This window comes from Solwaraspora sp. WMMA2101, from assembly GCF_049179175.1.
Classification (GTDB): domain Bacteria; phylum Actinomycetota; class Actinomycetes; order Mycobacteriales; family Micromonosporaceae; genus Micromonospora_E.
Genome location: NZ_JBMHMA010000006.1, coordinates 6,795,527 through 6,820,631, shown reverse-complemented (window position 1 = coordinate 6,820,631; position 25,105 = coordinate 6,795,527). Strand labels below are relative to the sequence as shown.

Sequence of the window (25,105 nt, the reverse complement as noted above, 5' to 3'; positions counted from 1 at the left end):
GAGGAGGACCACGTGACTCACGACCGTACCGCCGCCGGGATGCGCTACTGGCAGACCGGCCGGGGCCGTCAGGACGTCCTACTGGTGCACGGATGGTGCTGCAACCACCGGTTCATGAAGCCGATCGCAGCCCACCTGGCCAGTTGGCGACGCCGGGTGATCTCCGTCGACATGCGCGGCCACGGCGCGAGCCCGGCCGGTGACCGCGGCTTCACCGTCGCCGAGCTCGGGGCCGACCTGCGGCAACTGATGGTCGAACTGGACATGACAGACGTGGTACTGATCGGGCACAGCATGGGTGGGGTCTGGTCGCTGGCCGCCGCCGCCGAGGCGACCGACCGGGTCGCCGCGCTGCTGCTGCTCGACGCGTCGGTGGCGGTGCCGCCCGGCACCTCGGAACAGGTCGCGGCGCTGGCCGAGTCGATCCGCGGCGACGATCCCCGCCAGGCTCGCATCGACATCATCCGGTCGTTCTTCATCCCGGAGTCGGACCCGCGGCTGGTGGACTGGACGATCGACCAGATGCTGCGTCCCAGCGACACGGTGGCCGCCGCGACCCTCGACGGGCTCGCCGGCTTCGTGGAGGCAGGTGGTGACGCGGCGCTGACCGCATGGGGGCGGCGGCTGCTCTACATCGGCGGTCCGGCCCCGTTCGGCGACTACGGCCGGCTGCGGCAGTTGGTGCCCGACGCCGTGATCGGCCAGGTCGCCGGCTCCGGCCACTTCTTCCAGTTCGAAGTGCCCCGGCAGACCAACGCGATGATCAGCCGTTACCTGCGACTGTGGGGGCCGGCGTCCTGGTGATCGACCCAGAGTGCCTTCAACGAGTCCGCCAGGTCGTAGCTGGGTGACCAGCCGAGCACCTGCCGGATGCGGCTGGTGTCGGCGCACATCCACGGCACCGCCGCTGAGCGGCCCGCCGTCGCGGTGAACGCGCCGGGCCGCAGCTCACCGCTGTGGCCGGCGATACGGGCCAGGGCGACCACGGCGTCGCGGACGTCGACGGCGTGCCCGGAACCGACGTTGAACAGTCGCACCGGCAGCGCGCCGGCCAGTACGGCGGCCCGTACCGCGGACGCGATGTCGCGCAGGTCGACGAAGTCCCGCACGCTGTCGGTCAACCCGATCTCCAGCGGCGCGCCGTCGCCGACCCGCAGCAGGGCCGCGGCTCGGCCCAGGACGCTCTGCGGGGACAGCCCCGGCCCGACCGGGTTGAACACCCGCAGGGTCACCACCTCCACCCCGGCCTCGCGGCCGGCCAGCTCCCCCAGCTGGGTGGCGGTCAGGTGGCTGAGACCGTAGGCGCTGACCGGACGGGCCGGATGGTCCTCGGCCACCGGCGTCGCGGATGCGACGATGCCGTACTCGGCCGCCGAACCGAGCCGGATCAACCGCGCCCCGGGTACGGTCGTCGCCATCGCCTCGATCAGCCGGGCGAGCGCCAGAACGTGGATCCGCAGCAGGTCGGTGCCACCACCGTCGGTACGGCCGGCGCAGTTGACCACCACGTCGGGGCGGACCGTGGCCAGCAGGTCGGCCAGGGCCACCGGGTCGGCGGCGGCAAGGTCGCAGCCGGCCCGCGCCGGTGCGCACACCCACAGGTCGACACCGAGCGCGGCGTGCACCCTGCGGCCGAGCAGCCCGGAGGCACCGAACAGCAGGACCGTCGGCCCCGTCGTCAACTGCCGCACCCGCGGGCCGACGACGAACGCGCCAGCGACGGGCCGGCACCTCGGGCGTCGGTGGACGGGGTCGTGCACCCGGCGTCGGTCGGCCCACCGGCCGCGTCCGCCGGTGGGCCGGTGTACTCGTGCCAGGTCACCGTGCCCGGGGCGGCGATACCTTCGCGCCGCAGGACCACCCGTACGGTCTCGGCCAGGATCCGCAGGTCGAGCCGCAGGCTGCGGTTGTCCACGTACTCGATGTCGTAGGCGAACTTGTCCTCCCAGGCCAGGGCGTTGCGGCCGCGGACCTGGGCCAGCCCGGTGATGCCCGGCCGCACCTCGTGCCGGCGGGCCTGCCACGGCGTGTAGAGGTCGAGGTACTTGACCAGGTGGGGACGGGGCCCCACCAGGCTCATCTCGCCACGCAGCACGTTCCACAGTCCGGGGAGCTCGTCGAGGCTGGTCGCCCGCAGCCAGTGACCGAAGCTGGTCAGCCGGTCGGCGTCGTCGACCAGGCCACGGGCCGGGTCCACGGTACGCATCGTGCGGAACTTGATGATCTCGAACAGTTCACCGTCCCGGCCGGGACGGACCTGTCGGAAGAGGACCGGCCGCCCCAGCCGGATGAGGATCGCCACGGCGACCACCGCCATCACCGGGGCCGCGACGACCAGGGCGGTCACCGCGCCGAGTACGTCGATCACCCGCTTGACCCTGTCGTAGCGGCGCAGCCGGGCCGCCGCGGTGGGCAGAACCCGGTCGGCGGACCGCAGTGTTGGCGTGGCCATGGGACGCGCCCCTTCAGTGGAAGCTACTCAACCAATAAGGCTTTTTAACAGACAAAACATCTCCAAGTACGACCTTTGCCGCAACTACCGCAGTCAGCACTAATGCGGTCGAGTGCCGCCGAGCGGACCGGTCAGCGCAGCCGGCTCACCGGAGTGCCGAACCACCGACGGCGTCGTACGGTCCAGCCCTCGCCGCCCAGCCAGCCAGGCGACCACGACGGCATAACCGATCAGCAACGGAGCGTCGACCACGAGCATCTGCCACGGTGCGTCGGTCGCCGTCTCCTCGATGGTCAGTTGACCGAGCGCACCGGCGAGCAGCATCGCGACGAGGTTGTTCACCACGTGCAGCGCGACGGCGGCCTCCAGCCCACCGGTACGGACCGTCAGCCACCCGGTGACCACCGCGAACAGCAGCAGGTCCAGGAAGCCCCAGGTGGTGCCCCAACCGTGCGCGAGAGCGAACGGCACCGCCTGGATCACGATCGCCGGCCACGGGCCGCGCAGATACGCCCCGACCGCCTGCAGCAGCCAGCCCCGACAGAGGTACTCCTCGGCTGCGGCCTGCAGCGGCACCAGTGCCAGCAGCATCACCGCGCTGGTCACGAACATCGTGACACCGACCCAGTCGACGTCGTCGACGCCGGTGTCGGCGCCGGTCAACGCCATCAGTCCGTACGTGCCGGCCAGCAACCCGACGACCACGGGCAGGGCGATCAGCAGGCACCGCCCCAGCCAGGACCACCGGATCCGGCCGACGACCGAGGAGACGCTGCCCGGTGAGCGACGCTGGATCAGCCAGGCGGCCACCAGGACCAGCGGCAACCCGGCGGCGATCCCGAGCAAGGCGTACGCCGTCTCGGCGAGCGGCGGCAGGACCGGTAGCCCGTCGGCGTCGCGGGGCGCGTCGAGCACGAAGGCGACGATCATGAACACGATGATCAGCGCTACCTGCACCGCAAGGAAGGAGACCAGCACCGCGCCGGTGCCCAACAGCGGCCGCCACCAGCGATGGACATCGGTCGCGGCCAGCCGGTGGTACGGGGTGCCAGCGGGAGCCGCGATGCGCCAGGGTCGCGCCGGTGCCGCAGGGGGTGGGTAGGACATCGGGGTCATGTCGTCGAGCCTGCCGCCCCGGACCGGGGCGGGCATCGTCCGCCGGCACGAATCCCGCCTCTTCCCGTGGATAGGGACCGGCTACACCCGAAGTGGGCCGGGTGACCGGCGGACCTCTATTGTCGGCGCGACATGAACGGATGGCGACGCTGGTTGCTGCCGGCCGTACTGGCGGCCGGGCAGCTGGCCTACTGGCCGATCGGGCCGCTGGTCGGCGGCCGGCTCCGGTCGGCGTCGTGGTCGCCGTCGCGGCGACCACTGTGGTCGCGGTCGCGCTGGTCTGGCGGGTCCGGGCGCCGTACCCCTGCTGCGCGGCGGTGGCGGTCGCGCTCTGGGCCGGGACCGCCGGGACACCCCAGGACGCGCTGGCCGTGATCGGCGTCGCCGAACTGGTGGCCCTGTTCTCCGTCGCCGCACACCGGCCACTCGACCGCGCCCTGGCCGCCGCCGGTCTGTTCGGTATCGGCAGCGTCGTCGCCACGCTGCTCAGCTACGGCGCCACCGGCGACGCCGCTGGCGCCATCGGACTCACCACGGTGAGCTACCTGCTGATGGTCGGACTCGGTCACAGCCGGCAACGGTGGCGGCTCGGTCGACGACAGGCCGCCGCCGCGCTCGCCACGGCACGACTCGCCCAGCAGCAGGCCGCCGCCCGGGAGCGACACCGGCTGGCCTGCGAACTGCACGACGTCAGCGCCCACCACCTGACCGCCGTGGTGGTCACCGTCACCGCCGCCCGGCGGCTGACCGCCAGCCGGCCGGACCTGGCCGGGCAGGCCCTGCACCCGCCCCGCCGACGACGACGTCATCGGCTCGGGAAGCGGGCTGGCCGGCGTCCGGGAACGTGCGCGACCGCTCGGTGGTGACCTCACCGCCGGACCCACCGACGACGGCGGCTGGCAGGTCCGGCTGGACCTGCCGACGGCTGACTCGGCGATGGGTCGCCGCACCCGCGCCGGCGGCCCGGACCTGACCGACCTGGCGTTGACCATGTTGGCGATCGCGCTGCCGGTCGGTGTCGTCGCCCTCGACTGGCCGGTGCTGCAACGGGACGGGCCGGGACCGGTGCTGGTACTGCTCGCGCTGCTGGTGGCGCATGCCGCCGCGCTTCCGTGGCGGCGGCGGGCGCCGTGGCCGGTGCTGGCCGCCACCACCGGCACCACACTGGCGTGGCCGCTGGCGATCGGGGTCGGGCTCCTGCCCTCCGGTGACGTGGTGACGGTGTTGCTGGCCGGTTGCCTGGCCGAGGCCGTGGCGATCTGGACGGTGGCCACCCGCACGACGGCACGGGTCAGCTGGCTGGCGGTACCGGCGAGCGCTCTGGTGATCGGCCTCGCCGTCGCGATCGGCCTGGTCGACGACGTCGACCCGGGCGCGGACGTCGGCTTCGGAGCGGATGGTCAGCCCGTGCCGACGGCGGTCACCGTCGTGACGGCGGGCATCGCCACGATCGTCTTCGCGGTGCTGCTCGGCGCCGGGTTCGCCGTCGTCTGGGCGGCGGGTGTGGTGATGCGGCGCCGGCGCGGGCGGGTGCTGCACGGCGAACGGACGGCGATCCTGACGGCGAACGTCGCCGCCGACAGCGTCGCCTACGCCGCCCGGCGCCGGATCGCCGCGCAGCTCGACGAGCGGGTGCTGCCCCGCGCCGCCGAGGTCGCCGCCGTGGCGGGGCGCCCGCCGGCCGCCGATCCGGTGGCCCAACTGGACGAGGTCGCCGCCGTGGCCAGGTCCGCCCTGGCGGCGATGCGGGACCTGCTGGTCGGTCTGCGGGGTACCGCGACCGGCGACGACGGGGCACCGGTCGCCGACGCCGACGACCGGGCCCCGCAGCCGACGACAGTGGACCTGACCGCGCTCGCCGCCGCGTACCGCGCCGCCGGGCGGCCGGTCACCACGTACCTGCCCGACCGCGCGGACACCCTGCCGGTGGCGCTCGACGTCTGTGCGTACCGGCTGGCGGAGGCCGCGTTGGCCGCCGGCGACACCGGCCCCGCCCAGGTCCGGGTGGCGCTCGGCCCGGAGCCCTGTCTCTACCTAGAGGTCCGTGGCGTCGCGGCGGCGGTACGCGACCCCACCGTCGCGGCGCTGCGGGCCCGGGCCGAGGCGCTGGCCGGGGTCTGCCGCGTCGCACCGGGCGGCACACTACAGGTGTGGTTGCCGTACCAGCGGCCACCGGCGCACCAGGAGGTGACGACATCGGTATCCGGGTGATCGTCGACGACGACCAGCCGGTGGTGGCGGCGGGGTTCGTCGCCATCATCGACGCCGAACCCGACCTGACGGTCGTCGGCACCGCCGCCGACGGCGCGACGGCGGTCGACGCGGCTGAGCGGCTGCGCCCCGACGTGGTGGTGATGGACATCCGGATGCCCGGCATGGACGGGATCACCGCCACCCGGCTGCTGACCGCGCGAGGCGGCCCCCGGGTGCTCGTGCTGACCACGTTCGACCTGGACGTCTACGTGTTCGAGGCGTTGCGGGCCGGCGCGTCGGGCTTCCTGCTCAAGGACGCCGAACCCAACCAGCTGCTGACCGCGATCCGGATCGTCGCCGGTGGGGAGTCGCTGCTCGCGCCAGCGGTCACCAGCCGACTCATCGCGGCGTTCGTGGCGGGTCCGGCCGGGGCGGCCGCGCCGCCGCCTGCGGTGGCCGGCCTGACCCCGCGCGAACGCGAGGTGCTGCGGCTGGTCGCGCAGGGGCTGTCGAACGCGGAGGCAGCTGCCCGGCTCGGGGTCGGGGTGGGCACCGTCAAGTCCCACGTCAACGCGGTACTGGGCAAGCTCGGGGTCCGCGACCGGGTGCAGGCCACCATCGTCGCCTACGACGCCGGTCTGGTCAGCCCCCGGCGTTGAGCCGGTACCCCTAGCGCGGTGGGCGGTCGTCCGACCGCAGGTCAACCGAGCGGTCAAGATCGAACTTCTCCAGATTCAGCCCTTGACATCCCACACAAGCGGGCGTAAACAAACCTGAAGCAAAACGAAACGGCGGTGAAACCACATGTACGCCGAGGAGCGGCAACAGGAGATCGTCCGGCTCGCCCGTACCGAGGGCCGGGTCGACGTGACCGCGCTCGCCGAGTCACTGAACGTGACCGCCGAGACGATCCGGCGTGATCTCACCACCCTGGAGCGGGCCGGCGTCCTGCGGCGGGTGCACGGCGGCGCCATCCCGGTCGAGCGCATCGGCTTCGAACCTGCGCTGGCCACCCGCGACGCGGTCCTGACCACCGAGAAGGAGCGCATCGCCAAGGCCGCGCTCGCCGAACTCCCGGTGGAAGGCGCCATCATCCTCGACGCCGGCAGCACCACCGCACGGTTGGCGGCTATCCTGCCCACCGACCGGGAGCTGACCGTCGTGGTCAACTCACCGACGCTGGCCACCGCCCTCAGCGTCCGCAACAACCTGCAGGTGCTGCTCCTCGGCGGGCGGGTACGCAGCCGGACCATGGCCACGGTCGACGACTGGGCGCTACGGCCGCTGGCCGACATCTACGTCGACGTCGCCTTCATCGGCACCAACGGATGTTCGGTGGAACGCGGCCTGACCACCCCGGACCCGGCGGAAGCGGCGGTCAAGCGGGCGATGATCGGCGCCGCCCGGCGCTCGGTCCTGCTCGCCGACCACACGAAGATCGGCAACGACTACCTGGCCCGGTTCGGCCGGCTGGCCGACATCGATCTGCTGATCACCGACACCGGCCTCAACGAGGACCTCGTCGCCGAGGTCGAGACCGCCGGACCCCGGGTGGTGCGGGCGTGATCCTCACCCTCACCCTCAACCCGAGCCTGGACCGCGCCGTCGAGGTCGACGACCTCGTCCGAGGTGAGGTCATCCGGGCCACCGGCACCCGGCTCGACCCCGGCGGCAAGGGCGTCAACGTGTCCCGGGCGCTGCTGGCCAACGGCGTACCGACCGTCGCGGTCCTGCCGTGCGGCGGCGACGACGGCGAACAACTCGTCCGGCTCCTCGCGGTGGAGGGCGTCGAGGTCATCACCGTCGCGATCGCCGGACGCACCCGGTCCAACCTCACCCTGGCGGAACCGGACGGCACCGTCACCAAGGTCAACGAACCCGGTCCGACGCTGAGCGCGGCGGAGTTCGAGGCGGTGACGGCCCGGCTGCTGCACACCGCCGAGCGGGCCGACTGGGTGGTCGTCTGCGGCAGCCTGCCACCGGGGCTGGCGCTCGACGACTTCGGCCAGCTGTGCCGCCGGCTCGTCGACGCCGGACTGCGGCTGGCCGTGGACACCAGCGGCCCACCGCTGCGGACCGCCGCGCAGGCCGGCGCCGCGCTGGTCAAGCCGAACCGGGAGGAGCTGGCCGAGGTCGTCGGGCGGCCGCTGGACACCCTCGACGACGTGGTGGACGCCGCGCAGCAGGTGCGGGCCTGGGGCGCGGGCACCGTACTGGCCAGCCTCGGCGCGCAGGGTGCCGTGCTGATCGACGCCGACGGCGTACACACCGGCGACTCCCCGGTGGCGCAGCCCCGCAGCACGGTCGGTGCCGGCGACGCGATGCTGGCCGGTTTCCTCGCCGCCGGTGCCGCCGGCCCCGACGCACTCGCCGAAGGGCTCGCCTGGGGAGCGGCGGCGGTCAGCCTGCCCGGCAGCCGGATGCCCGGACCGGCCGACCTGCGCCGGGACACGGTACGCCTGCACCCGCCAGCCCGTCGGTCTCCGGCGCCTCGTGCTCCCGAGGTGTCCCGACACCTCGGGACCCACACACCTGTCACCTACCCCTAACCCCCACATAGAAGGAGCACCGCAACCATGGCCACCGACTACACACCCCAGGTGCAGGGCACCGGGTTCAAGGCCAGCGTGCAGAGAATCGGCGGCTACCTCGCCGGCATGGTGATGCCCAACATCGGCGCGTTCATCGCCTGGGGTCTGATCACCGCGTTGTTCATCCCCACCGGCTGGATCCCGAACGCGACCATGGCCGAACTGGTCGACCCGATGATCCTGACGCTGCTGCCGATCCTGATCGGCTACACCGGTGGCCGGCTGGTGCACGGCCAGCGCGGCGCGGTGGTCGGCGCGGTCGCCACGGTCGGCATCATCGTCGGCGCCGACATCCCGATGTTCCTCGGCGCGATGATCGTCGGCCCGCTGACCGCGTACCTGTTGAAGCTCTTCGACAACCTGATCGAGGAGAAGATCCCGGCCGGTTTCGAGATGCTGATCAACAACTTCTCCGCCGGCATCATCGGCGGCGGCATGGCGCTGATCGGCACCTGGGTAATCGGGCCGGTGGTGCAGAGAGTCACCGACGCCGCTGGCTCCGCCGTGGACTGGATGGTCGGTCACAGCCTGCTGCCGTTCGTGTCGATCCTGGTCGAGCCGGCAAAGGTGCTGTTCCTCAACAACGCGATCAACCACGGCGTGTTCGGTCCGCTGGGCGTCGCCGAGGCGGCCACCGACGGTGACTCGATCCTGTTCATGATCGAGTCGAACCCCGGCCCGGGCCTCGGTCTGCTGGTCGCGTTCCTGCTGTTCGGGCCCCGGCTGCTGCGGGCCAGCACCCCGGCGGCGATCATCATCCACTTCCTCGGCGGCATCCACGAGATCTACTTCCCGTACGTACTGATGAAGCCGCGACTGATCCTGGCCATGATCGCCGGCGGTGCCGCCGGGGTCTGGACCTTCATGGTCACCGGTGCCGGCCTGGTCGCCACCCCGTCTCCGGGCAGCATCTTCGCCTACTTCGCGGTCACCCCGCGCGGTGGCTGGTTCGGGGTCCTGCTCGGCGTGGTCATCTCGGCGGCGGTCACCTTCGCGGTCGCCTCGGTGCTGCTCGGCTTCGGCCGCGGCGAGGGCAAGGAGCCGGTCGAGGAGGACTCCGGGCCGCAGGCTGCCAGCCTCGACGCCCCGGCCGGCGACACCACCGCAGGTGCGCACGCCTACCGGTCCACCCCGACCACCTACTGACCCGGTCCACGACCGCAACCCACCCGCGACCACGGAGGGCACCAGGCCCATGGCATCGATCAACGCGCAGGACATCCGCAAGGTCGTCGTCGCCTGCGACGCCGGCATGGGCAGCAGCGTGATGCTCGCCAGCCAGCTACGCAAGCAGCTCAAGAAGCACCAGGTGACCGTCGAGCACACGCCGGTCAACGCGATCCCCGCCGACGCCGACGTCGTCGTCTGCCACCAGGGTCTGGTCGACCGGGCCCGGGGCAGCGCACCCGACAAGGTGATCGTCCCGGTGCAGATCTTCATCGGCGACCCCGCCGTGGCCCGGCTGGTGGCCACCGTGCAGCAGGGCGGCCAGCTCGATGGCTGACCGCCAACCGGACCCCGGCGCTCTGCTCGAGCGCCGGGCCGTCCGGCTCCAGGAGCAGGCCGGCGACCGGATCGCCGCGATCCGCCGGTGCGGCGAGGTCCTGGTCGAGATCGGCGCGGTGACCCCGGACTACGTCACCGCGATGCTGCAGCGCGAGCAGTCCGTCTCCACCTACGTCGGGGAGGGTGTGGCGATCCCGCACGGCACCCTGGCCAGCAAGGAGGCGGTACGCCGCGACGCCCTCGCCGTGCTGCGCTTCCCGGAACCGGTGGACTGGGACGGTTTCCCGGTGACGGTCTGCGTGGCCATCGCGGCCCGTGGCGACGGGCACGTCGAACTGCTCGCCGCGCTGGCACAGATCCTGCTCGAACCCGACTCCGCCCGCGCGCTGCGCGAGGCCACCGACATCGACGACGTGCTCCGGCTGCTGGCGCCGGTGCGAGAGGAGAGCTCCACATGAAGGTCGTCCGGTTCCACTCCCCCGGCGACGTCCGGATCGAGGAGGCACCGGAGCCGCAGCCCGGCCCCGCTGACGTGCTGATCCGCGTCCGGGCCTGCTCGACCTGCGGCACCGACGTCAAGATCCGTAACTTCGGTCACCACCACATCGCCCCACCCCGGGTGATGGGCCACGAGATCGCCGGCGAGATCGCCGCGGTCGGTGCCGAGGTCACCGGCTGGCAGGTCGGCGAGCGGGTCCAGGTGATCGCCGCGATCCCCTGCGGCACCTGCGGTGAGTGCCGACGCGGCCGGATGACGGTCTGCCCCAACCAGGAGTCGATGGGATACCACTACGACGGCGGGTTCGCCGAACACATGGTGGTACCGGCCAAGGTCCTCGCGGTCGACGGGCTCAACCGGATCCCGGACGGGGTCAGCTACGCCGAGGCGTCCGTCGCCGAGCCGCTGGCCTGCGTCCTCAACGGGCAGAACCTGGCCCGGGTCGGCGAAGGCGACGACGTGGTGATCATGGGCTCCGGCCCGATCGGCTGCCTGCACGTACGACTGGCCCGCTCACGCGGCGCCGCCCGGGTCTTCCTGGTCGACGTCAACCGTGAACGGCTCGACCTCGCCGCCGGGCTGGTCCACCCCGACGCCACCGTCTGCGGCGCCGAGACCGACGTGATCGACGAGATCAAGAAGTTGACCGACGGGCGCGGCGCGGACGTGGTGATCACCGCCACCGCCGCCGGTGTCGCCCAGGAGCAGGCGTTGCAGATGACCGCCCGGCAGGGCCGGATCAGCTTCTTCGGTGGTCTGCCGAAGGACAAGCCGATCATCGCCTGTGACTCCAACCTGGTGCACTACCGGGAGCTGACCATCGTCGGCGCCAACGGCTCCAGCCCGGCGCACAACGCCGAAGCGCTCGCGCTGATCGCCAGCGGCGCGGTGCCGGTCGCCGACCTGATCACCCACCGGCTGCCGCTGGACCGCGCGCTCGAAGCGTTCGACGTGGTCGCCCGCGGCGACGCCATCAAAGTCACCATCGAGCCCTGACCCCACCAGGGACCAAGGAGGCGCACCATGCCCACCCGTACCGTCACCGTCGGATCCGCCAGCGGCCTGCACGCCCGGCCGGCCGCGCTGTTCGTCGCCGCCGCCGCCACCGCCGCGGTGCCGGTGACGATCCGCACCGCCGACCGGCCGGCCGTTCCCGCCCGCAGCATGCTCAGCGTGCTCTCCCTCGGCGCGAAGCAGGGCACCGAAGTCACGTTGGAAGCCGACGGTGACGGTGCCGAGGCGGCCCTCGACGAGCTGGCGACGCTGCTCGCCCGCGACCTCGACGCCGACGACGCCGGTGACTCCGCTGCGACCGCCGCTGGGGACGCCGACGCGGCGGCCGGCCGTGCCTGACCTGCTGACCGGCCTCGGTGTGGGTACCGGGTGGGCGGCCGGCCCGGCGTACCGGGTCGCCGAGGCCCCCCGACTGCCCGCGCCGCGACCGGTGCCAGACCCGGCCGCCGAGGCGGACCGGGCGGTGTCCGCCCTGACCACGGTCGCCGCCGAACTCGGTCGGCGGGCCGGCACCGCGACCGATCCGACGGCGGCGGAGATCCTGCGGGCACAGGTGATGATGGCCGAGGACCCGGTGCTGCACGAGGCGGTACGGGCCCGCGTCGGCGAGGGCGCCGACGCCCCGCACGCCATCGACGGCGCGCTCGGCGAGCACCGGGCCGCGTTCGCCGCCGCCGGCGGCTACCTCGCCGAACGCGTTGCCGACCTCGACGACCTGCGGGACCGGGCAGTGGCGGTCTGTCTCGGCGAGCCGATGCCCGGCGTACCGGATCCGGGGGTGCCGTTCATCCTGGTCGCCCGGGACCTGGCCCCGGCGGACACCGCCGGGCTCGACCCGGCCCGGGTCCTCGCCCTGGTCACCGCCGCCGGCGGGCCGACCAGCCACACCACGATCGTGGCCCGGGCGCTCGGCCTGCCCGCGGTGGTGCGCTGCGCCGGCATCCTGGACGTCGCCGACGGGACCCTGGTCACCGTCGACGGCACCACCGGACAGGTCGCGGTCGGGGTGGACGCCGACACCGTCGCCGACACCACCCGGCGGGAGCAGCGCCGGCGGGCCGAACTCGCGGCGACCAGCGGGCCGGGGCGTACCGCCGACGGGCATCCGGTGGCGCTGCTGGCCAACATCGGTTCGGCGGCCGACCTGGTCGACGACGTCGAAGGTGTCGGCCTGTTCCGCACCGAACTGCTCTACCTGGACCGCACCGCCCCACCCGGGCACGACGAGCAGGTCGCCGCGTACGCGAAGGTCTTCGCCGCCGCCGACGGCCGCAAGGTGGTGCTACGGACCCTCGACGCCGGCGCGGACAAGCCGTTGCCGTTCCTGCACGCCGGGGAGGAGCCGAACCCGGCGCTGGGCGTACGGGGCCTGCGGACCGCCCGGCGGCGCCCCGAGGTGCTGCAGACCCAGCTCGCCGCGATCGCCCAGGCCGCCGCGGCCACCGGTGCCGACGTCTGGGTGATGGCACCGATGGTGACCACCCCGGCGGAGGCCGCCGACTTCGCCGACCTGGCCCGGGCCGTCGGGCTGCCCACCGTTGGCGCCATGGTGGAGGTGCCGGCCGCCGCGCTGCGCGCCGAGGCGCTGCTGGGCCACGTCGACTTCCTCAGCATCGGCACCAACGACCTGAGCCAGTACACGTTCGCCGCCGACCGGCTCTGCGGCGACCTGGCCGACCTGCTCGACCCGTGGCAACCGGCGCTGCTGGAGCTGATCGCCGGCTGCGCGCGGGCCGGTGCCGCCGCCGGCAAGCCGGTCGGGGTCTGCGGCGAGGCCGCCGCCGACCCGGCGCTGGCCGTGGTGCTGACCGGGCTCGGGGTGTCCAGCCTGTCGATGTCGGCCCGGTCGGTGCCGGCGGTACGGGCCGCGCTCGCCGCGCACACCCTCGACGACTGCCGGCGGCTGGCGCAGGCCGCGCTGGCCGCGCCGGACGCCACGGCCGCCCGCGCGGCGGCCACCGCCGGCCCGGCCGAGGGCTGAGCCGCGCCCGCAGGTGGCTCCGCCGTACGGCTGGCTCAGCCCCGGGTCGCCAACCCGCTCGGGAGCCGACCCAGGACCTCGGCCAGGGTCAGCGCGGCGGCGCTGGTCAGCATCAGGTCCGCCGCCGCCACCTGGGCCGGGTCGACGAAGGCGTTCGGGATCGCCACGGTCCACATCCCCGCGTCGGCAGCGGCCCGGACCCCGTGCCCGGTGTCCTCCACCGCGACCGCCCGGCGGCCGGTGACGCCGAGCCGGTCGAGCGCGAGCCGGAACACCGCCGGGTCCGGTTTCGGTGCCGCGACCTCGTCGCCGGTCGCGATGACGTCGAACCGGTCGACGGCACCGACCCGGCCCAGGTGCTCGCGTACCCAGGTCCGGGGCGAACTGCTGGCCACCGCGGTCCGCAGGCCGAGCCGGGCGGCCTCGTCCAGCCAGTCACGGATGCCCGGGCAGAAGTCCAGGCTCTCGTGCCGGGCCCGGCGGTACGCCTCGTACCGCGCCTGGCAGGCGCGCCGGTCGAAGGTGGGGCCGACCAGGGCGGCGAGCCGGTCGAGCCGGTGGTCGGTGCAGTTGCCACCGTTGCCGGGCCAGAACCAGCCGTCGAGCTCAAGGTCGAGGCCGTGCGCCGCCCAGACGTGCCGCCAGCCGTCGACCAGCGTCGTCTCGGTGTCCATCAGCAGCCCGTCGAAGTCGAAGACGATCGCCGCGACGTCCGTGTCCACCGTCCACTCCCCACATACCGTCGGTGGTGTCATCGTACGGGGGCGCGTGTCACCGGGTCGGCGGTGCCCTGCGGCACGTCGGGGCGGCAGCGGCGCAACCGGGCGGCGGCCAGCCGGCCGCCGACGCCGAGGCCGTGGGTGCGCACCGCCGCCAGCCCGTACGCGCTGCAGGTGGGAGTGAACCGGCAGCGGCCCGGCCAGTACGGCGACAGCCACCGCCGGTAGCCACGGATTGCTGCCTCCCCCGCCCGGTCCAGCCCGGGTGCCCGGGTCATGGTCGCCGCCAGCGCGCCAACGGTGAGCAGGGTCGAGAACAGCCCGAGGTCGCAGCAGTCGCAGCCGTCGCAGCAGCCGTCGAGATTGCGGGAACGGGACGCTTTGCGCTGCTGGCGACGGTTCTTCCGGGCGGTGGTCCAAGTGTTGCCGATCATGCGGTTGATGATCGACGACAGGCGCAACTCCACGGGCGGTCGTTGACGGGGGTGACCAGGGACCGCAGGATCCGTTGATGAGCCGGACGATCCTGGTCACCGGGGCGCGACGCGGCATCGGCGCGGCCCTCGCGGTCGGACTCGCCGCGCCCGGGGTGACCCTGGTGCTGCACCACCTGGCCGCCCCCGACGAGACGGAGGCTGTCGCCGGGCGGTGCCGGGTGGCCGGTGCGCACGCCCACCTCGTCGAGGCCGACCTGTCGGTCCCGGACCAGGTTCTGGCCCTCGCGGAGGCGGCCGGGCCGGTAGACGTCCTGGTCAACAACGCCGCCCGCGCCTCCAACGTGTGGATCGACGAGTTGCCGCTGACCGAATGGGAGGCGACGTTCGCGGTCAACGTCACCGCCCCGATGCTGCTCAGCCAGGCCCTCGCACCGGGGATGCGGGCCCGTGGCGGCGGCCGGATCATCAACGTCACCTCGGCCACGGTCCGCCTGGGTGGCCCGTCCGGGCCGTCGTACGTGTCGAGCAAGGCCGCGCTGGTCGGCCTCACCCGGTCGCTGGCCCGCGCACTGGGGCCGGACGGCACCACGGTCAACGCCATCTCGCCGGGCGCGATCCGCACCGAGGGCGAGGTGGAACTCGCCGGTGGCCGGCCGGTCGACGAGGCCGCGGTCCTGGCCCGTCAGGCGGTACAGCGCCGGCTCGACCCCGACGACATGGTCTCCACGGCCCGTTTCCTGGCCAGCCCCGGCTCCGGGGCCGTCACCGGTCAGGTGATCGAGGTCGGCGGCGGGCTGGTGCACCGCTGACCGCGCGGGCCCGGGCGTTCATCCGCTGGTCAGCGTCTTACGCCGACGCCGTTCACCTGCGACGGCGATGCTCCCGCTGGTTCGACACCGACAGCGTGGAGGCACCGTGTCCAGACCGATCCGGCAGTTCACCATCACCCTCACGATCCTGGCCCTGCTGATGGGCGCGATCACCCCGGCGGCGACCGCCGGCACCGACGCCGCCCCGGTCCTGCTCACCGACCCGTTCCTGCAGTCCCCGACGAAGAACTCGGTCCGGGTCGTCTGGCTGACCGAGTTCGCCGGTCGGCACCACGTGGTGGTCGTCGGCGAGCGCGCCGACGAGCTCAACCGGGCCGAGCTGCGGGCCGCCGCCACCGGCGGCAAGATCCGGGGGGTACGGGTGTTCCGCGCGGCCACCGGGGAGCTGTCCCGGGTGGCCGAGGACGCGGCCTCGCAGATCCCGAACCCGCCGGCGCAGATCACCCGCCGGCACATCTGGCGGCACGAGGCGACCGTGCGCGGACTCGGCGTCGGCAGCCGGACGCCGTACCGGGTGGTGTCGATCGACCGGGGCGCGCTGGTCGCCTCCGACACGTACACCCTGGCCCCGGCGGCGGCCAAGGGCCACGCGCAGAAGATCCTGCTGACCAGCGACCACCAGTCGATGCCGAACACCCCGGCGAACCTGCAGAAGGCGGTCGAGACCGTCGGGCGGATCGACGCGGTGTTCCTCGCCGGCGACCTGGTCAACGTCCCGGACCGGGCCTCGGAGTGGTTCGACGACCAGCGCGGCGGTGCGTTCTTCCCGGCGCTGCAGGGCCGGGCGTCCCGGACGGTCAACGGGGTCGCCTGGACCGGCGGCGAGATCCTGCAGCACGCGCCGCTCTTCCCGGCGATCGGCAACCACGAGGTGCAGGGCCGCAGCGGGCTGCCGACGCTCAACGAGTCGTTCAACGCCCCGGTGCCGCGTGAGGTGGCCGAGGCGGCCTACCGCAAGGTCGCCCGGCAGGTCAACCCGCGCAACGATCCGAAGATCAAGGAACGTTGGATCCTGGAGAACTCGTTCAACACCGAGACGTACGAGGAGATCTTCTCCCTGCCGACCAGCGGACCCGGCGGCGAACGCTGGTACGCGACCACCGTCGGTGACGTCCGGCTGATCTCGCTGTACGCCACCCGGATCTGGCGGGGTACCGGCATCGCCGCCGACCCGGCCAACTGGCAGCGGACCCGCTACACCGAGGCCCCGGCGACCCTGGGCGACCCGCTCGCCCAGGGCTGGGGTTCGCACATCTTCGAGCAGATCGGCGTCGGCGGCAGGCAGTACAAGTGGTTGCAGCGCGAGGTGGCCAGTAGGCAGTTCCGGGACGCGAAGTACACGGTGGTGATGCTGCACGAGGGCCCACACGGCCTGGGCGACAACGTCAGCCCGCCCTTCACCGATCCGGTACGCACCGAGGAGACCGACGCGGCCGGCAACACGCTGGTCCGGTACGACTATCCCCGTGCGGAGAACGTGCTGACCCGCGACGTCGCCCCGCTGCTGGAGTCCGCCGGGGTGAACCTGGTGCTCAACGGCCACTCGCACCTGTGGAACCGGTTCACCGCCGACTCCGGCACGCACTATCTGGAGACCTCCAACGTGGGCAACTCCTACGGGGCGTTCCATCCGCTGTCGGGCCGGTCCCGGCCCATCCCGCCGGCGCCGTGGGATCCGGACAACTACCTGGCCCAGGGCAACCCGGGCGGGTTGGCGCCGCAGCTGCCGACGGTCGCGCCCCTGACTGATCCGGCCGGTACGCCGTTGCCGTTCGTGCAGAGCAACGACTACTCGGTCTTCTCCGTCCTGGACACCGGCACCGGTGAGGTGACCAGCTACCGCTACGACATGCGGACCCCGGATGTCGCACCGGTGGTGCTGGACCGGTTCGCCCTCGGGGCCTGACAACCGTGGTCCCGCCACCGGTGCGTCGGTGGCGGGACCAGGTGTCGGTCAGTGAGGATTCGCACAGCACGGACCCCCGGTGACGAATGACGGCTTGAAGAAGTCTTCAATTGCACACATGCCAGTACCGCTGTACCAGAAGAAGGCCGAGTTCTTCCGGATGCTCGGCCACCCGGTGCGGATCCGGGTGCTCGAACTCCTCGGCGAACGCCCCCGCCAGGTGCGCGAACTGCTCGCCGAGATCGACGTCGAGGCGTCGAACCTGTCCCAACAGCTCGCGGTGCTGCGCCGGGCCGGGATCGTGGTCTCCAGCCGGGACGGCTCCGCCGTCACCTACGCCCTGGCCGGGCCGGACGTGGCGGATCTGATGCGCGCCGCCCGGCGAATCCTCACCGAGATGCTGGTCGACCAGACCGAACTGCTCGTCGCGCTGCGTCAGGCATCCCCCGACGCCACCTCGGGTCGCCGGTGAACACCACCGCCGTACGCCGTCTGTTGCCGCAGGCCGCCGACTGGCGGGCGGTCCGCCGACAGCCCGGCCGTGACCTGCTGGCCGGGCTCACCGTGGCGATCGTGGCCCTGCCGCTCGCCCTCGGCTTCGGCGTCGCCTCCGGACTCGGCGCTGCCGCCGGGCTGGTCACCGCCGTGGTCGCCGGCACCCTGGCGGCACTCTTCGGTGGATCGAACCTGCAGGTCAGCGGCCCGACCGGGGCGATGACCGTGGTGCTGGTGCCGATCGTGGCGGCGTACGGGCCCAGCGGGGTGCTCACCGTCGGCCTGCTGGCCGGGCTGATCCTGATCCTGCTGGCGCTGGTACGGGCCGGCCAGGTCGCCCGCTACATCCCGGCGCCGGTGATCGAGGGGTTCACCGCCGGCATCGCCGCGGTGATCCTGCTGCAGCAGATCCCGGCCGCCCTCGGCGTACAGGTCCACGGCGAACGGGTGCTGACGATGGCCGGACAGGCCGTCGCGGCCTTCGTCGCGGCGCCCCGGTGGCCGTCGCTGCTGATCGCCCTCGCCGTGGCCGCCGCGATGCTGGTCGGAGCACGGTGGCGACCGACCGTCCCGTTCTCCCTGCTGGCGGTCGCGGCGGTGACCGTGACGACGGTGGCGACCGGGCTGCCGACCGCGACCATCGGCGCCCTGCCCGCCAGCCTGCCCGCGCCGTCGCTTGCCTTCCTGGACCCGGCGGCGGTGCCCGCCCTGGCGACCGCCGCGATCGCGGTGGCCGCCCTGGCCGCCCTGGAGAGCCTGCTGTCGGCCACCGTCGCCGACGGCATGTCGGTCGGGCAGCGGCACGACCCGGACCGGGAACTGTTCGGCCAGGGCGTCGCCAACCTGGTGACCCCGCTGTTCGGTGGGGTGCCGGCGACCGCCGCGATCGCCCGGACCGCCGTCAACGTCCGGGCCGGCGCCACCTCGCGGCTGGCCGCGCTGTCCCACGCGGTGATCCTGGCGGTGATCCTCGTCGCGGCGGCCCCGCTGGTCGCCCGGATCCCGTTGGCCGCGCTGGCCGGGGTGCTGATCGCCACCGCCGTCCGGATGGTCGAGGTGAGCGCGCTCACCGCGCTGGCCCGCGCGTCGCGCTCGGACGGGGCCGTCATGGCGCTGACCGCCGCGACCACCGTCCTGCTGGACCTGGTCACCGCCGTGCTGGTCGGGCTGGTCGTCGCCGGCGGCCTGGCCCTTCGCAAGATCGCCCAGACGGTACGGCTGGACCGGGTGCCGCTGGACACCGGCGACCACCGTGCCGAGGAGCAGGCGCTGCTGGCCGAGCACATCGTGGCGTACCGGCTGGACGGGCCGTTGTTCTTCGCCGCCGCCCACCGGTTCCTGCTGGAGTTGTCCGAGGTCGCCGACGTACGGGTGGTGATCCTGCGGATGTCGCGGGTGTCGACCATCGACGCCTCCGGCGCGATGGTGCTGCGCGACGTCGTGCAGCGGCTGGAACGGCGCGGCATCGTCGTCCACCTGTCCGGGTTGCGGCCCGAGCACCGCAAGGCGCTCACCGCGTACGGGCTGCTGCCCCGGCTGGACGGACTCGGCCGGGTCTTCTCCGACACACCGGAGGCGATCGCCGCCGCCCGAACCGCCCTCGGCCAGGTGGACCGGGCCCGGGACGACGGCGTCACCCCTTGAGGCCGGTGTGCGCCAGGCCCTCGATGAACTGCCGCTGGGCGATGACGAAGACGATCAGCACCGGGATCGCGGTCAGCGACGCCGCCGACAGCTGCACGTTCCACATCGGCCCGCCGTACGCGTCGACGAACTGGGTCAACGCCTGCGGCAGGGTGAACTTCTCCGGGGTGGACAGGAACACGATCGGCTCCAGGTAGAGGTTCCAGCTGTGCAGGAAGGTGAAGATCGCCACCGCGCCCAACGCCGGACGGGCCAACGGCAGCGCGATCCGCCAGAAGGTGGCGAACCGGCCGAGCCCGTCGACCCGGGCCGCCTCCTCCAACTCCCCGGGCAGGGCCAGGAAGAACTGCCGCATGATGAAGGTGGCCAGCACGCTCGGCGCACCGAAGATCGGCACCAGGATCAGCGGCCAGTGGGTGTCGATCAGGCCCAGTTGGTTGAACATCTGGAACAGCGGGACGATCGTCACCTCGCTGGGGATCAGCAGGCCGACCAGGACCAGCAGGAACAGCGCCTGCTGGCCCCGGAACCGGATCCGGGCGAAGGCGTAGCCGGCCAGCGACGACACCGCCAGGGTGCCGGCGGTGACCACGGCGGCGATGTACGCACTGTTCCAGTACTGCCGGGCGAACGGCTGCAGGGTGAACACGTCGCGGTAGGCGGCGAGACTGGCGTCGGCCGGCCACAGCGTCGGCGGGAAGGCGAAGATCTGGCTCACCGGCTTCACCGACGAGGTGACCATCCACCAGGTGGGGAAGACGAACGGCACGGCGAGGACCAGCAGTACGCCGTACAGGGCGAGCTTCGCCCGTGGCGAGAGCGTGCTACTGCTCATGGAACACCCATCTCCGACGCATCTGCCACTGCACCACGGTCAACGCCAGCACGATGCCGAACAGCAGCACCGACAGGGTCGCCCCGTAGCCGAAGTGGTGGAACTGGAACGCCTGCTGGTAGAGGTAGTAGACGAGCACCGTGGTCGCGTTGCCCGGCCCGCCCTGGGTGAGCACCGCGATCTGCGCGAACACCTGCAGCGACCCGACCACGGTGATGATCGAGGTGAGCAGGATGGTCGGGCTGATCAGCGGTACGGTGATCCGCCGGAACTGGGTCCACCGGCTGGCCCCGTCGACCCGGGCGGCCTCGTACAGCTCCCCCGGCACACCCTGCAGCGCGGCCAGGAACAGCACCATGTTGAGGCCGACGTTCTTGACCACCTGCACGACGATCACCGCGACCATGGCGGTGGCCTCGCCGCGCAGCCAGTTCGGCCCGTCGACGCCGAGGGTGCCGAGCAGGCCGTTGACGCCACCGTCGGCCTGCAGCAGGAACCGCCAGACGATGGTCCAGGCGACCAGGGACACGACCACCGGTGAGAAGAACAGCGTCCGGAACACGACGGTGCCGCGCAGCTTCTGGTTGAGCAGCACCGCCAGCAGCAACGCCAGGGCAAGGTTGACCGTCACCAGGCCGATGGAGAACAGGGCGGTGGCCCGCAGCACGCCCGGCAGCGCGGGATCGTCGGCCAGCTGCCGGTAGTTGTCCGCGCCGGTGAACTCGAACGTGCCGGCCAGTACGTTCCACTCGTGCAGGCTGTACCAGCCGACCAGGCCCAGCGGCACCAGCACGAACACCGCCGTGCCGACGAGCTGCGGGGTGACGAACAGGTAGCCGGCGGCCTGGTCCCGGCGGTGGATGGTCCACCAGCCGGGCCGGGCTACCGCCACCGACCGGGCCGGCATCACCCGGCCAGCAGCGGCGCGATCGCCGTACAGACCCCGGTGAGTACGCCGGCCACGTCCGCGTCGGCCTGCCACATCGGGTCGAGGGCGGCCCGGACCGCCTGGTTGATCTCGGCGCTGTCGGTGTGGCTGGGCTTGACCACCCCGGCGGCGATGCCGTCGATGACGACCTGTTGCAGCTGCTCCGGCGTGAGCAGCGGGTTGGTCTGCGCCAGGGTGTCGGCGGTCAGCAGCGACTGCCGGGGCGGCGGGAAGAACCGCGCCAGCTTGGCGGAGTTCTCCGGGTTGGTGAGGTAGCCCAGGAAGTCTGCGGCGGCCTCGGCGTTCGGGCCGCGTTGCAGCACCGCGACACCGCCCTGACCGATCACCGCGTACTCGCCGGCCGGGCCGGCCGGCAGCGGCAGCAGGTCCCAGTCGAACGCGCCGTCCTCCAGCAGCGAGGCCCGGGAGATCTGGGTGATCGTCAGCGCGGCCTCGCCGGCGAAGAAGTCCGCGGTGGTGCCCGGGCCGGGCAGCGCGCCGGCGGTGAAGATCGCCTCGTGCAGGAAGGTCATCGCGTCGACCATCGCCGGCTCGGTGAAGCCGCACTCGCGCCCGTCGTCGCTCCAGGCTTGCGCACCCCAGCCGGTCCACGCGGTGGACAGGTAGTCCCAGCCCTGGTAGTCGAAGTCCCGGATGACCAGTCCCGCCCGGTCGGTGGCCGCGTTGACCGCAGCGGCGGTGTCGACCGCGTTGGCCCAGGTCCACTCCCCTGCCGCGAGCTGCGCGGCCGGGTCGGGCCGGCCGGCCTCGGCGATCAGGTCGCGGTTGACGAAGACGCCGAACGGCGAGGTCGAGAAGGGGTACGCGTAGAGGGTGTCGCCGTCGCGCCACAGCGCGGTGGCCGAGTCGACCAGGTCGTCGGCGTCGGTGACCACCTCGTCGAGCGGGGCGAGCGCGCCCGAGGTGACGAAGTCCGGTGCCGAGCTTTCGAAGATCCAGGCCAGGTCGGGCGGGTTGCCGCCGGCGATCTGCGTGGTCAGTGTGGTGGTGTAGTTCTCGAACGGCAACGGGTCGAAACTGATCGCGGCCACGTCCGGGTTGTCGGCGAGGTAGGCGTCGGCGATCTCGTCGAACAGCGCCAGGTGTGCCTCGTTGGCCGACCAGATGGTCATCCGCAACGAGACCGGGCCGTCGGTGCCGCCGTCGTCCCCGCCGCAGGCGGCGACGCCGAGCAGGCTGGCCGCCAGGGCCGCGGTCGCTATCCGGGTTCTCATGTCGTGGGGTCCTTCCTCAGGTGACGGGTGAGGTCAGTAGCCGGTCACGTCCGGCCAGCGTCGTTCGACACCGGCGGCGTCGAGCCCGGTGCAGTAGTCGGCGAACAGGTCGGTGTCGGCGCGTACCGCGTGGGGTTCGACCCGCCGGTCCAGGCAGTACGCGGCGAGGGTGCCGGCGGCCTCGCCGACGTTCCACTCGACCGGGTGCAGCCGGTACGCGCCGTTGGTGATGTGGGTGGTGCCGATGTTCTTGCCGGCGGGTAGCAGGTTGCGCATCCGCTGCGGCAGCAGCGCGCCGAGCGGGATCTCGAAGGGGCAGGCGGCGACGTCGACGTAGTTGTCGCCGCCGGTGGAGGGGTGCAGGTCGATGCGGTACATGCCGACGCCGACCGGGTCGGGGTAGCGCACCGCGCCCTTGTCGCCGCGTACCGCCAGCGACAGGTCCTGTTCGACGACGGTGTACTCGGCCCGGATCCGGCGCGACTCCCGGATGTACGGGGCCTGGGCGAGCCCGTCGGTGCCGCCGGTGACGTCGCCGCGCAGCCGCAGGCCGGGGAAGCCGGTGCCGCCGTCGGGGCGGGGTGCCTCGGTCTGCAGCCAGTAGAGCACGCTGCGGGACAGTTCCCGGGCGGCGGCGAGGTGGTGGGCCGGGTCGGGCACGTCGATCACCGGCGACTCGAAGTAGTCGATCATCGGCCAGTTGACCAGGCAGATGTCGCTGGCGTACGCCCCTGGACGGAACATCCGGCGCGCCGCGATCCGCCGGAACGTCCACAGGTTGCCGTCGCCGGGGCTGAGCCGCTGGTCGGCGACGACGGCGAGCGGGTCGTCGTCGGGGTTCGGGGTGAAGCTGCGCTGGCCGATCTGCAGGGTACGGGGGTTGGGTGAGCGGAACGACAGCATCCGGTCGCCCCAGAAGGGCGGCTGGTAGTCGCGCCAGAACCCGTACCGGGCCGGCCGGTCGATGGTGTGGTCACCGTCGACGTGGTCGATGGCGAAACAGACCGACACCGCCTGCATGTTGGTCGGGTCGGCCACGTCGGGGGCGCTCGGCTCGCCGGTGTCGGCCCGCGACTCGAAGCCGGTGACGTACTCGGTGCCGGTCAGCGGCAGCAGCTCACCGGTCTCGGTGGCGTCCAGCACGTACGGCGCGGTGATGGTGATCTCGCCGCCGCCGTCGCGGTGCGCGACGGTGACCGCGGTGACCCGGTCGCCGTCGGTGTCGGCGGCGACCGGCCGGTACGGCTGCAGCACCCGCAGCTGTCCGGATCCCCGGTACGGCGCCAGCATCGCCTCGATGACCGCGACGGCGACCCGGGGCTCGTGGCAGAGCCGGCTGACGTGCCCGCCGCCGGGGTTGAGTTCGCGCTGGGCGCGGGCCGCCTCGGTCAGCGGATAGTGCCGCCGGTAGTAGTCGCGGATGCCCTCACGCAGCGCGCGGTAGCTGGCGGTGACGCCGAACCGCTCCACCCAGGAGTGCTCGTCCGGCGGGACCGCCTGACTGGTCAGCTGCCCGCCGAGCCAGTCGTGTTCCTCGGTGAGCACCACCGTGCGCCCGGCGCGTAGCGCGCCGACCGCGGCGGCCACCCCGCCCAGTCCACCGCCGACGACCAGGATGTCGCAGCCGTACTCCGTCACTGTGCCGGGTTCCTTCCGGTTGGCGACGCCAGGGTGGCGCCGACGACTTCCTCGCAGGGCAGCAGCCGCTGCACGGGCGCGGCCGTGGTGCCCCGCAGCGCCGCCGTCAGGACCTCGACCGCCTGCCAGCCCATCTGCTGCCGGGGGATCCGGAAACCGGTGAGGTCCAGATCGGCGCGGGCCGGCCGGGTCGGGTCACCCAGGGCCACGATGGACAGGTCGGCCGGGACGTCCAGCCCCCGCTGGCGGGCCTGTACGGCGAGCGCGACGCCGTCGGCGTACTCCTCGGCGAACACGGCGGTGCAGGTGCCGGCCGTGATCGCGTCGAGCAGCTCGGCCGGGTCACGGCCGGCGGTCGGCTCGTGCCGCCACTCGACGCCGGCGGCCACGGCGGCGGTACGGAATCCGCGCATCCGGTCGGCGTGCGACTCCGGGCCGTCGCCCTGGCCCAGGTAGGTGAGCCGACGGTGGCCCAGTGCGACGGCGCGACCCACCAGCGCGGCGGTGGCGGCGGGGTAGTCGGCACCGACGTACGGCACCGGGCCACCGGCGTCGTCGCGCCGTCCGACGGAGACGAACGGCAGTCCGTCGGCGAGCAGCCGGGTCAGTTCGGCGGGATCGAGCTGACGGCCGAGCAGGACGCAGCCGTCGGCCAGCCGTAGCCGGTTGTCCTGGTGGAACAGTCGACGCCGCCCGTCGAGGACCGGGGCGCTGGTGAGCAGCAGCAGGTCGCAGCCGAGGTGCTCGGCGCACTGTTCGATGCCGAGCAGGAAGGGGTGGTAGAAGTCGCCGGTACCGCTGGGGAACACCGGTTCGGAGGTGAACACGCCGAGGATGCGGTTGTGGCGGTCGGCGAGCCGGCGGGCGACCGGGTCGGCGACGTAGCCGGTGGCGCGGATCGCGGCGAGCACCCGGTCGCGGGTCTCCGGCGCGATCCGTACGTCGGCGTCGGCACGGCCGTTGAGCACCAGGGAGACCGTCGCCTGGCTGACGCCGGTCATCCGGGCGATGTCCTGCTGGGTGACCCGTCGACGAGATCCGGTCACTGTCGGTGTCCGTCCGTTTCTCTGCTAATACGCATTAGTT

General features: G+C 72.9%; 26 protein-coding genes. 16 read left to right on the top strand and 10 right to left on the bottom strand.

Annotated features, from left to right (window positions below; all coding sequences use genetic code 11):
* Positions 1–12: 12 nt before the first annotated feature.
* The gene (locus ACN28F_RS31850) at positions 13–804 is read left to right on the top strand and encodes an alpha/beta fold hydrolase (protein WP_289206131.1); all 792 of its coding nucleotides are present in this window, start codon (positions 13–15) and stop codon (positions 802–804) included.
* Here the strand turns inward: ACN28F_RS31850 and ACN28F_RS31845 are convergent.
* From ACN28F_RS31845 to ACN28F_RS31835, 3 genes are all read right to left on the bottom strand, one after another.
* Positions 771–1,682 carry an NAD-dependent epimerase/dehydratase family protein gene (locus ACN28F_RS31845; protein ID WP_421361150.1) on the bottom strand — a complete coding sequence of 304 codons (912 nt, stop codon included), beginning with the start codon at positions 1,680–1,682 and terminating at the stop codon, positions 771–773. The two genes, ACN28F_RS31850 and ACN28F_RS31845, sit on opposite strands and share 34 nt — an antisense overlap.
* Positions 1,679–2,452 carry a sugar transferase gene (locus ACN28F_RS31840; RefSeq protein WP_289206129.1) on the bottom strand — a complete coding sequence of 258 codons (774 nt, stop codon included), beginning with the start codon at positions 2,450–2,452 and terminating at the stop codon, positions 1,679–1,681. The genes ACN28F_RS31845 and ACN28F_RS31840 overlap by 4 nt, the downstream gene beginning before the upstream one ends.
* A 99-nt stretch (positions 2,453–2,551) precedes the next feature.
* Positions 2,552–3,568 (bottom strand): CPBP family intramembrane glutamic endopeptidase, encoded by a 1,017-nt coding sequence (locus ACN28F_RS31835; protein ID WP_289206128.1) that lies wholly within the window; start codon positions 3,566–3,568, stop codon positions 2,552–2,554.
* Positions 3,569–3,708: 140 nt separating this feature from the next.
* Here ACN28F_RS31835 and ACN28F_RS31830 point away from each other — a divergent pair, with 140 nt between their 5' ends.
* The 11 genes from ACN28F_RS31830 to ptsP all read left to right on the top strand — a co-directional run bounded on the left by ACN28F_RS31830 (position 3,709) and on the right by ptsP (position 13,352).
* Complete coding sequence (locus ACN28F_RS31830; RefSeq protein ID WP_421361147.1) at positions 3,709–4,434, top strand: histidine kinase; 726 nt, start codon at positions 3,709–3,711, stop codon at positions 4,432–4,434.
* A gap of 70 nt (positions 4,435–4,504) precedes the next feature.
* Positions 4,505–5,779, top strand: coding sequence for a hypothetical protein (locus ACN28F_RS31825; protein WP_289206126.1), 1,275 nt, complete (start codon positions 4,505–4,507; stop codon positions 5,777–5,779).
* On the top strand, positions 5,719–6,420 hold the full coding sequence (locus ACN28F_RS31820) for a response regulator (RefSeq protein WP_289206125.1): 702 nt from the start codon (positions 5,719–5,721) through the stop codon (positions 6,418–6,420). Before ACN28F_RS31825 ends, ACN28F_RS31820 begins: the two co-directional genes overlap by 61 nt.
* A gap of 145 nt (positions 6,421–6,565) precedes the next feature.
* Positions 6,566–7,327, top strand: a complete 762-nt coding sequence (locus ACN28F_RS31815) for a DeoR/GlpR family DNA-binding transcription regulator (RefSeq protein WP_421361145.1) — start codon at positions 6,566–6,568, stop codon at positions 7,325–7,327.
* A complete protein-coding gene (pfkB, locus tag ACN28F_RS31810) occupies positions 7,324–8,310 on the top strand; it encodes a 1-phosphofructokinase (protein WP_289206123.1) in 987 nt (328 codons plus the stop codon). The genes ACN28F_RS31815 and pfkB overlap by 4 nt, the downstream gene beginning before the upstream one ends.
* 27 nt (positions 8,311–8,337) lie before the next feature.
* The gene (gene mtlA / locus ACN28F_RS31805; protein ID WP_289206122.1) at positions 8,338–9,498 is read left to right on the top strand and encodes a PTS mannitol transporter subunit IICB; all 1,161 of its coding nucleotides are present in this window, start codon (positions 8,338–8,340) and stop codon (positions 9,496–9,498) included.
* A gap of 49 nt (positions 9,499–9,547) precedes the next feature.
* Positions 9,548–9,856 carry a PTS lactose transporter subunit IIB gene (locus ACN28F_RS31800; RefSeq protein ID WP_282227258.1) on the top strand — a complete coding sequence of 103 codons (309 nt, stop codon included), beginning with the start codon at positions 9,548–9,550 and terminating at the stop codon, positions 9,854–9,856.
* Positions 9,849–10,316 (top strand): PTS sugar transporter subunit IIA, encoded by a 468-nt coding sequence (locus tag ACN28F_RS31795; protein WP_289206121.1) that lies wholly within the window; start codon positions 9,849–9,851, stop codon positions 10,314–10,316. The genes ACN28F_RS31800 and ACN28F_RS31795 overlap by 8 nt, the downstream gene beginning before the upstream one ends.
* Entirely contained in the window at positions 10,313–11,353 is a 1,041-nt protein-coding gene (locus ACN28F_RS31790) for a zinc-dependent dehydrogenase (RefSeq protein WP_289206120.1), read from the top strand. The genes ACN28F_RS31795 and ACN28F_RS31790 overlap by 4 nt, the downstream gene beginning before the upstream one ends.
* A gap of 27 nt (positions 11,354–11,380) precedes the next feature.
* Positions 11,381–11,710, top strand: coding sequence for an HPr family phosphocarrier protein (locus tag ACN28F_RS31785; protein WP_289206119.1), 330 nt, complete (start codon positions 11,381–11,383; stop codon positions 11,708–11,710).
* Positions 11,703–13,352, top strand: coding sequence for a phosphoenolpyruvate--protein phosphotransferase (gene ptsP, locus ACN28F_RS31780; protein ID WP_289206118.1), 1,650 nt, complete (start codon positions 11,703–11,705; stop codon positions 13,350–13,352). The genes ACN28F_RS31785 and ptsP overlap by 8 nt, the downstream gene beginning before the upstream one ends.
* Positions 13,353–13,387: 35 nt before the next feature.
* Here the strand turns inward: ptsP and ACN28F_RS31775 are convergent, their stop codons facing one another.
* Together ACN28F_RS31775 and yidD are read right to left on the bottom strand one after the other, a co-directional pair.
* On the bottom strand, positions 13,388–14,074 hold the full coding sequence (locus ACN28F_RS31775; protein WP_289206117.1) for an HAD family hydrolase: 687 nt from the start codon (positions 14,072–14,074) through the stop codon (positions 13,388–13,390).
* Positions 14,075–14,103: 29 nt separating this feature from the next.
* A complete protein-coding gene (yidD, locus tag ACN28F_RS31770; protein ID WP_289206116.1) occupies positions 14,104–14,505 on the bottom strand; it encodes a membrane protein insertion efficiency factor YidD in 402 nt (133 codons plus the stop codon).
* A gap of 77 nt (positions 14,506–14,582) precedes the next feature.
* Here yidD and ACN28F_RS31765 point away from each other — a divergent pair, with 77 nt between their 5' ends.
* The 4 genes from ACN28F_RS31765 (at position 14,583) to ACN28F_RS31750 (ending at position 19,383) form a co-directional block, all read left to right on the top strand.
* Positions 14,583–15,317 (top strand): SDR family NAD(P)-dependent oxidoreductase, encoded by a 735-nt coding sequence (locus tag ACN28F_RS31765; RefSeq protein WP_421361142.1) that lies wholly within the window; start codon positions 14,583–14,585, stop codon positions 15,315–15,317.
* 106 nt (positions 15,318–15,423) lie between these two features.
* Positions 15,424–17,244 (top strand): metallophosphoesterase family protein, encoded by a 1,821-nt coding sequence (locus ACN28F_RS31760; RefSeq protein WP_289206114.1) that lies wholly within the window; start codon positions 15,424–15,426, stop codon positions 17,242–17,244.
* A gap of 118 nt (positions 17,245–17,362) precedes the next feature.
* Positions 17,363–17,716: an ArsR/SmtB family transcription factor gene (locus ACN28F_RS31755; RefSeq protein WP_289206113.1), complete on the top strand. Its 354-nt coding sequence runs from the start codon at positions 17,363–17,365 to the stop codon at positions 17,714–17,716.
* Entirely contained in the window at positions 17,713–19,383 is a 1,671-nt protein-coding gene (locus ACN28F_RS31750) for a SulP family inorganic anion transporter (protein ID WP_421361141.1), read from the top strand. The genes ACN28F_RS31755 and ACN28F_RS31750 overlap by 4 nt, the downstream gene beginning before the upstream one ends.
* On the opposite strand, the gene ACN28F_RS31745 is transcribed toward ACN28F_RS31750, so the two are convergent.
* Genes ACN28F_RS31745 through ACN28F_RS31725 form a run of 5 tightly spaced genes read right to left on the bottom strand, consistent with a single transcriptional unit; the run spans position 19,373 to position 25,065 of the window.
* On the bottom strand, positions 19,373–20,218 hold the full coding sequence (locus ACN28F_RS31745) for a carbohydrate ABC transporter permease (RefSeq protein WP_289206111.1): 846 nt from the start codon (positions 20,216–20,218) through the stop codon (positions 19,373–19,375). The two genes, ACN28F_RS31750 and ACN28F_RS31745, sit on opposite strands and share 11 nt — an antisense overlap.
* Positions 20,208–21,125 carry a carbohydrate ABC transporter permease gene (locus tag ACN28F_RS31740; RefSeq protein ID WP_289210957.1) on the bottom strand — a complete coding sequence of 306 codons (918 nt, stop codon included), beginning with the start codon at positions 21,123–21,125 and terminating at the stop codon, positions 20,208–20,210. The genes ACN28F_RS31745 and ACN28F_RS31740 overlap by 11 nt, the downstream gene beginning before the upstream one ends.
* Positions 21,125–22,381, bottom strand: coding sequence for an ABC transporter substrate-binding protein (locus tag ACN28F_RS31735; RefSeq protein ID WP_289206110.1), 1,257 nt, complete (start codon positions 22,379–22,381; stop codon positions 21,125–21,127). Before ACN28F_RS31735 ends, ACN28F_RS31740 begins: the two co-directional genes overlap by 1 nt.
* A 33-nt stretch (positions 22,382–22,414) precedes the next feature.
* Positions 22,415–24,019 (bottom strand): FAD-dependent oxidoreductase, encoded by a 1,605-nt coding sequence (locus ACN28F_RS31730; protein WP_289206109.1) that lies wholly within the window; start codon positions 24,017–24,019, stop codon positions 22,415–22,417.
* Entirely contained in the window at positions 24,016–25,065 is a 1,050-nt protein-coding gene (locus tag ACN28F_RS31725) for a LacI family DNA-binding transcriptional regulator (RefSeq protein WP_289206108.1), read from the bottom strand. The genes ACN28F_RS31730 and ACN28F_RS31725 overlap by 4 nt, the downstream gene beginning before the upstream one ends.
* Between the last annotated feature and the right edge of the window lie 40 nt (positions 25,066–25,105).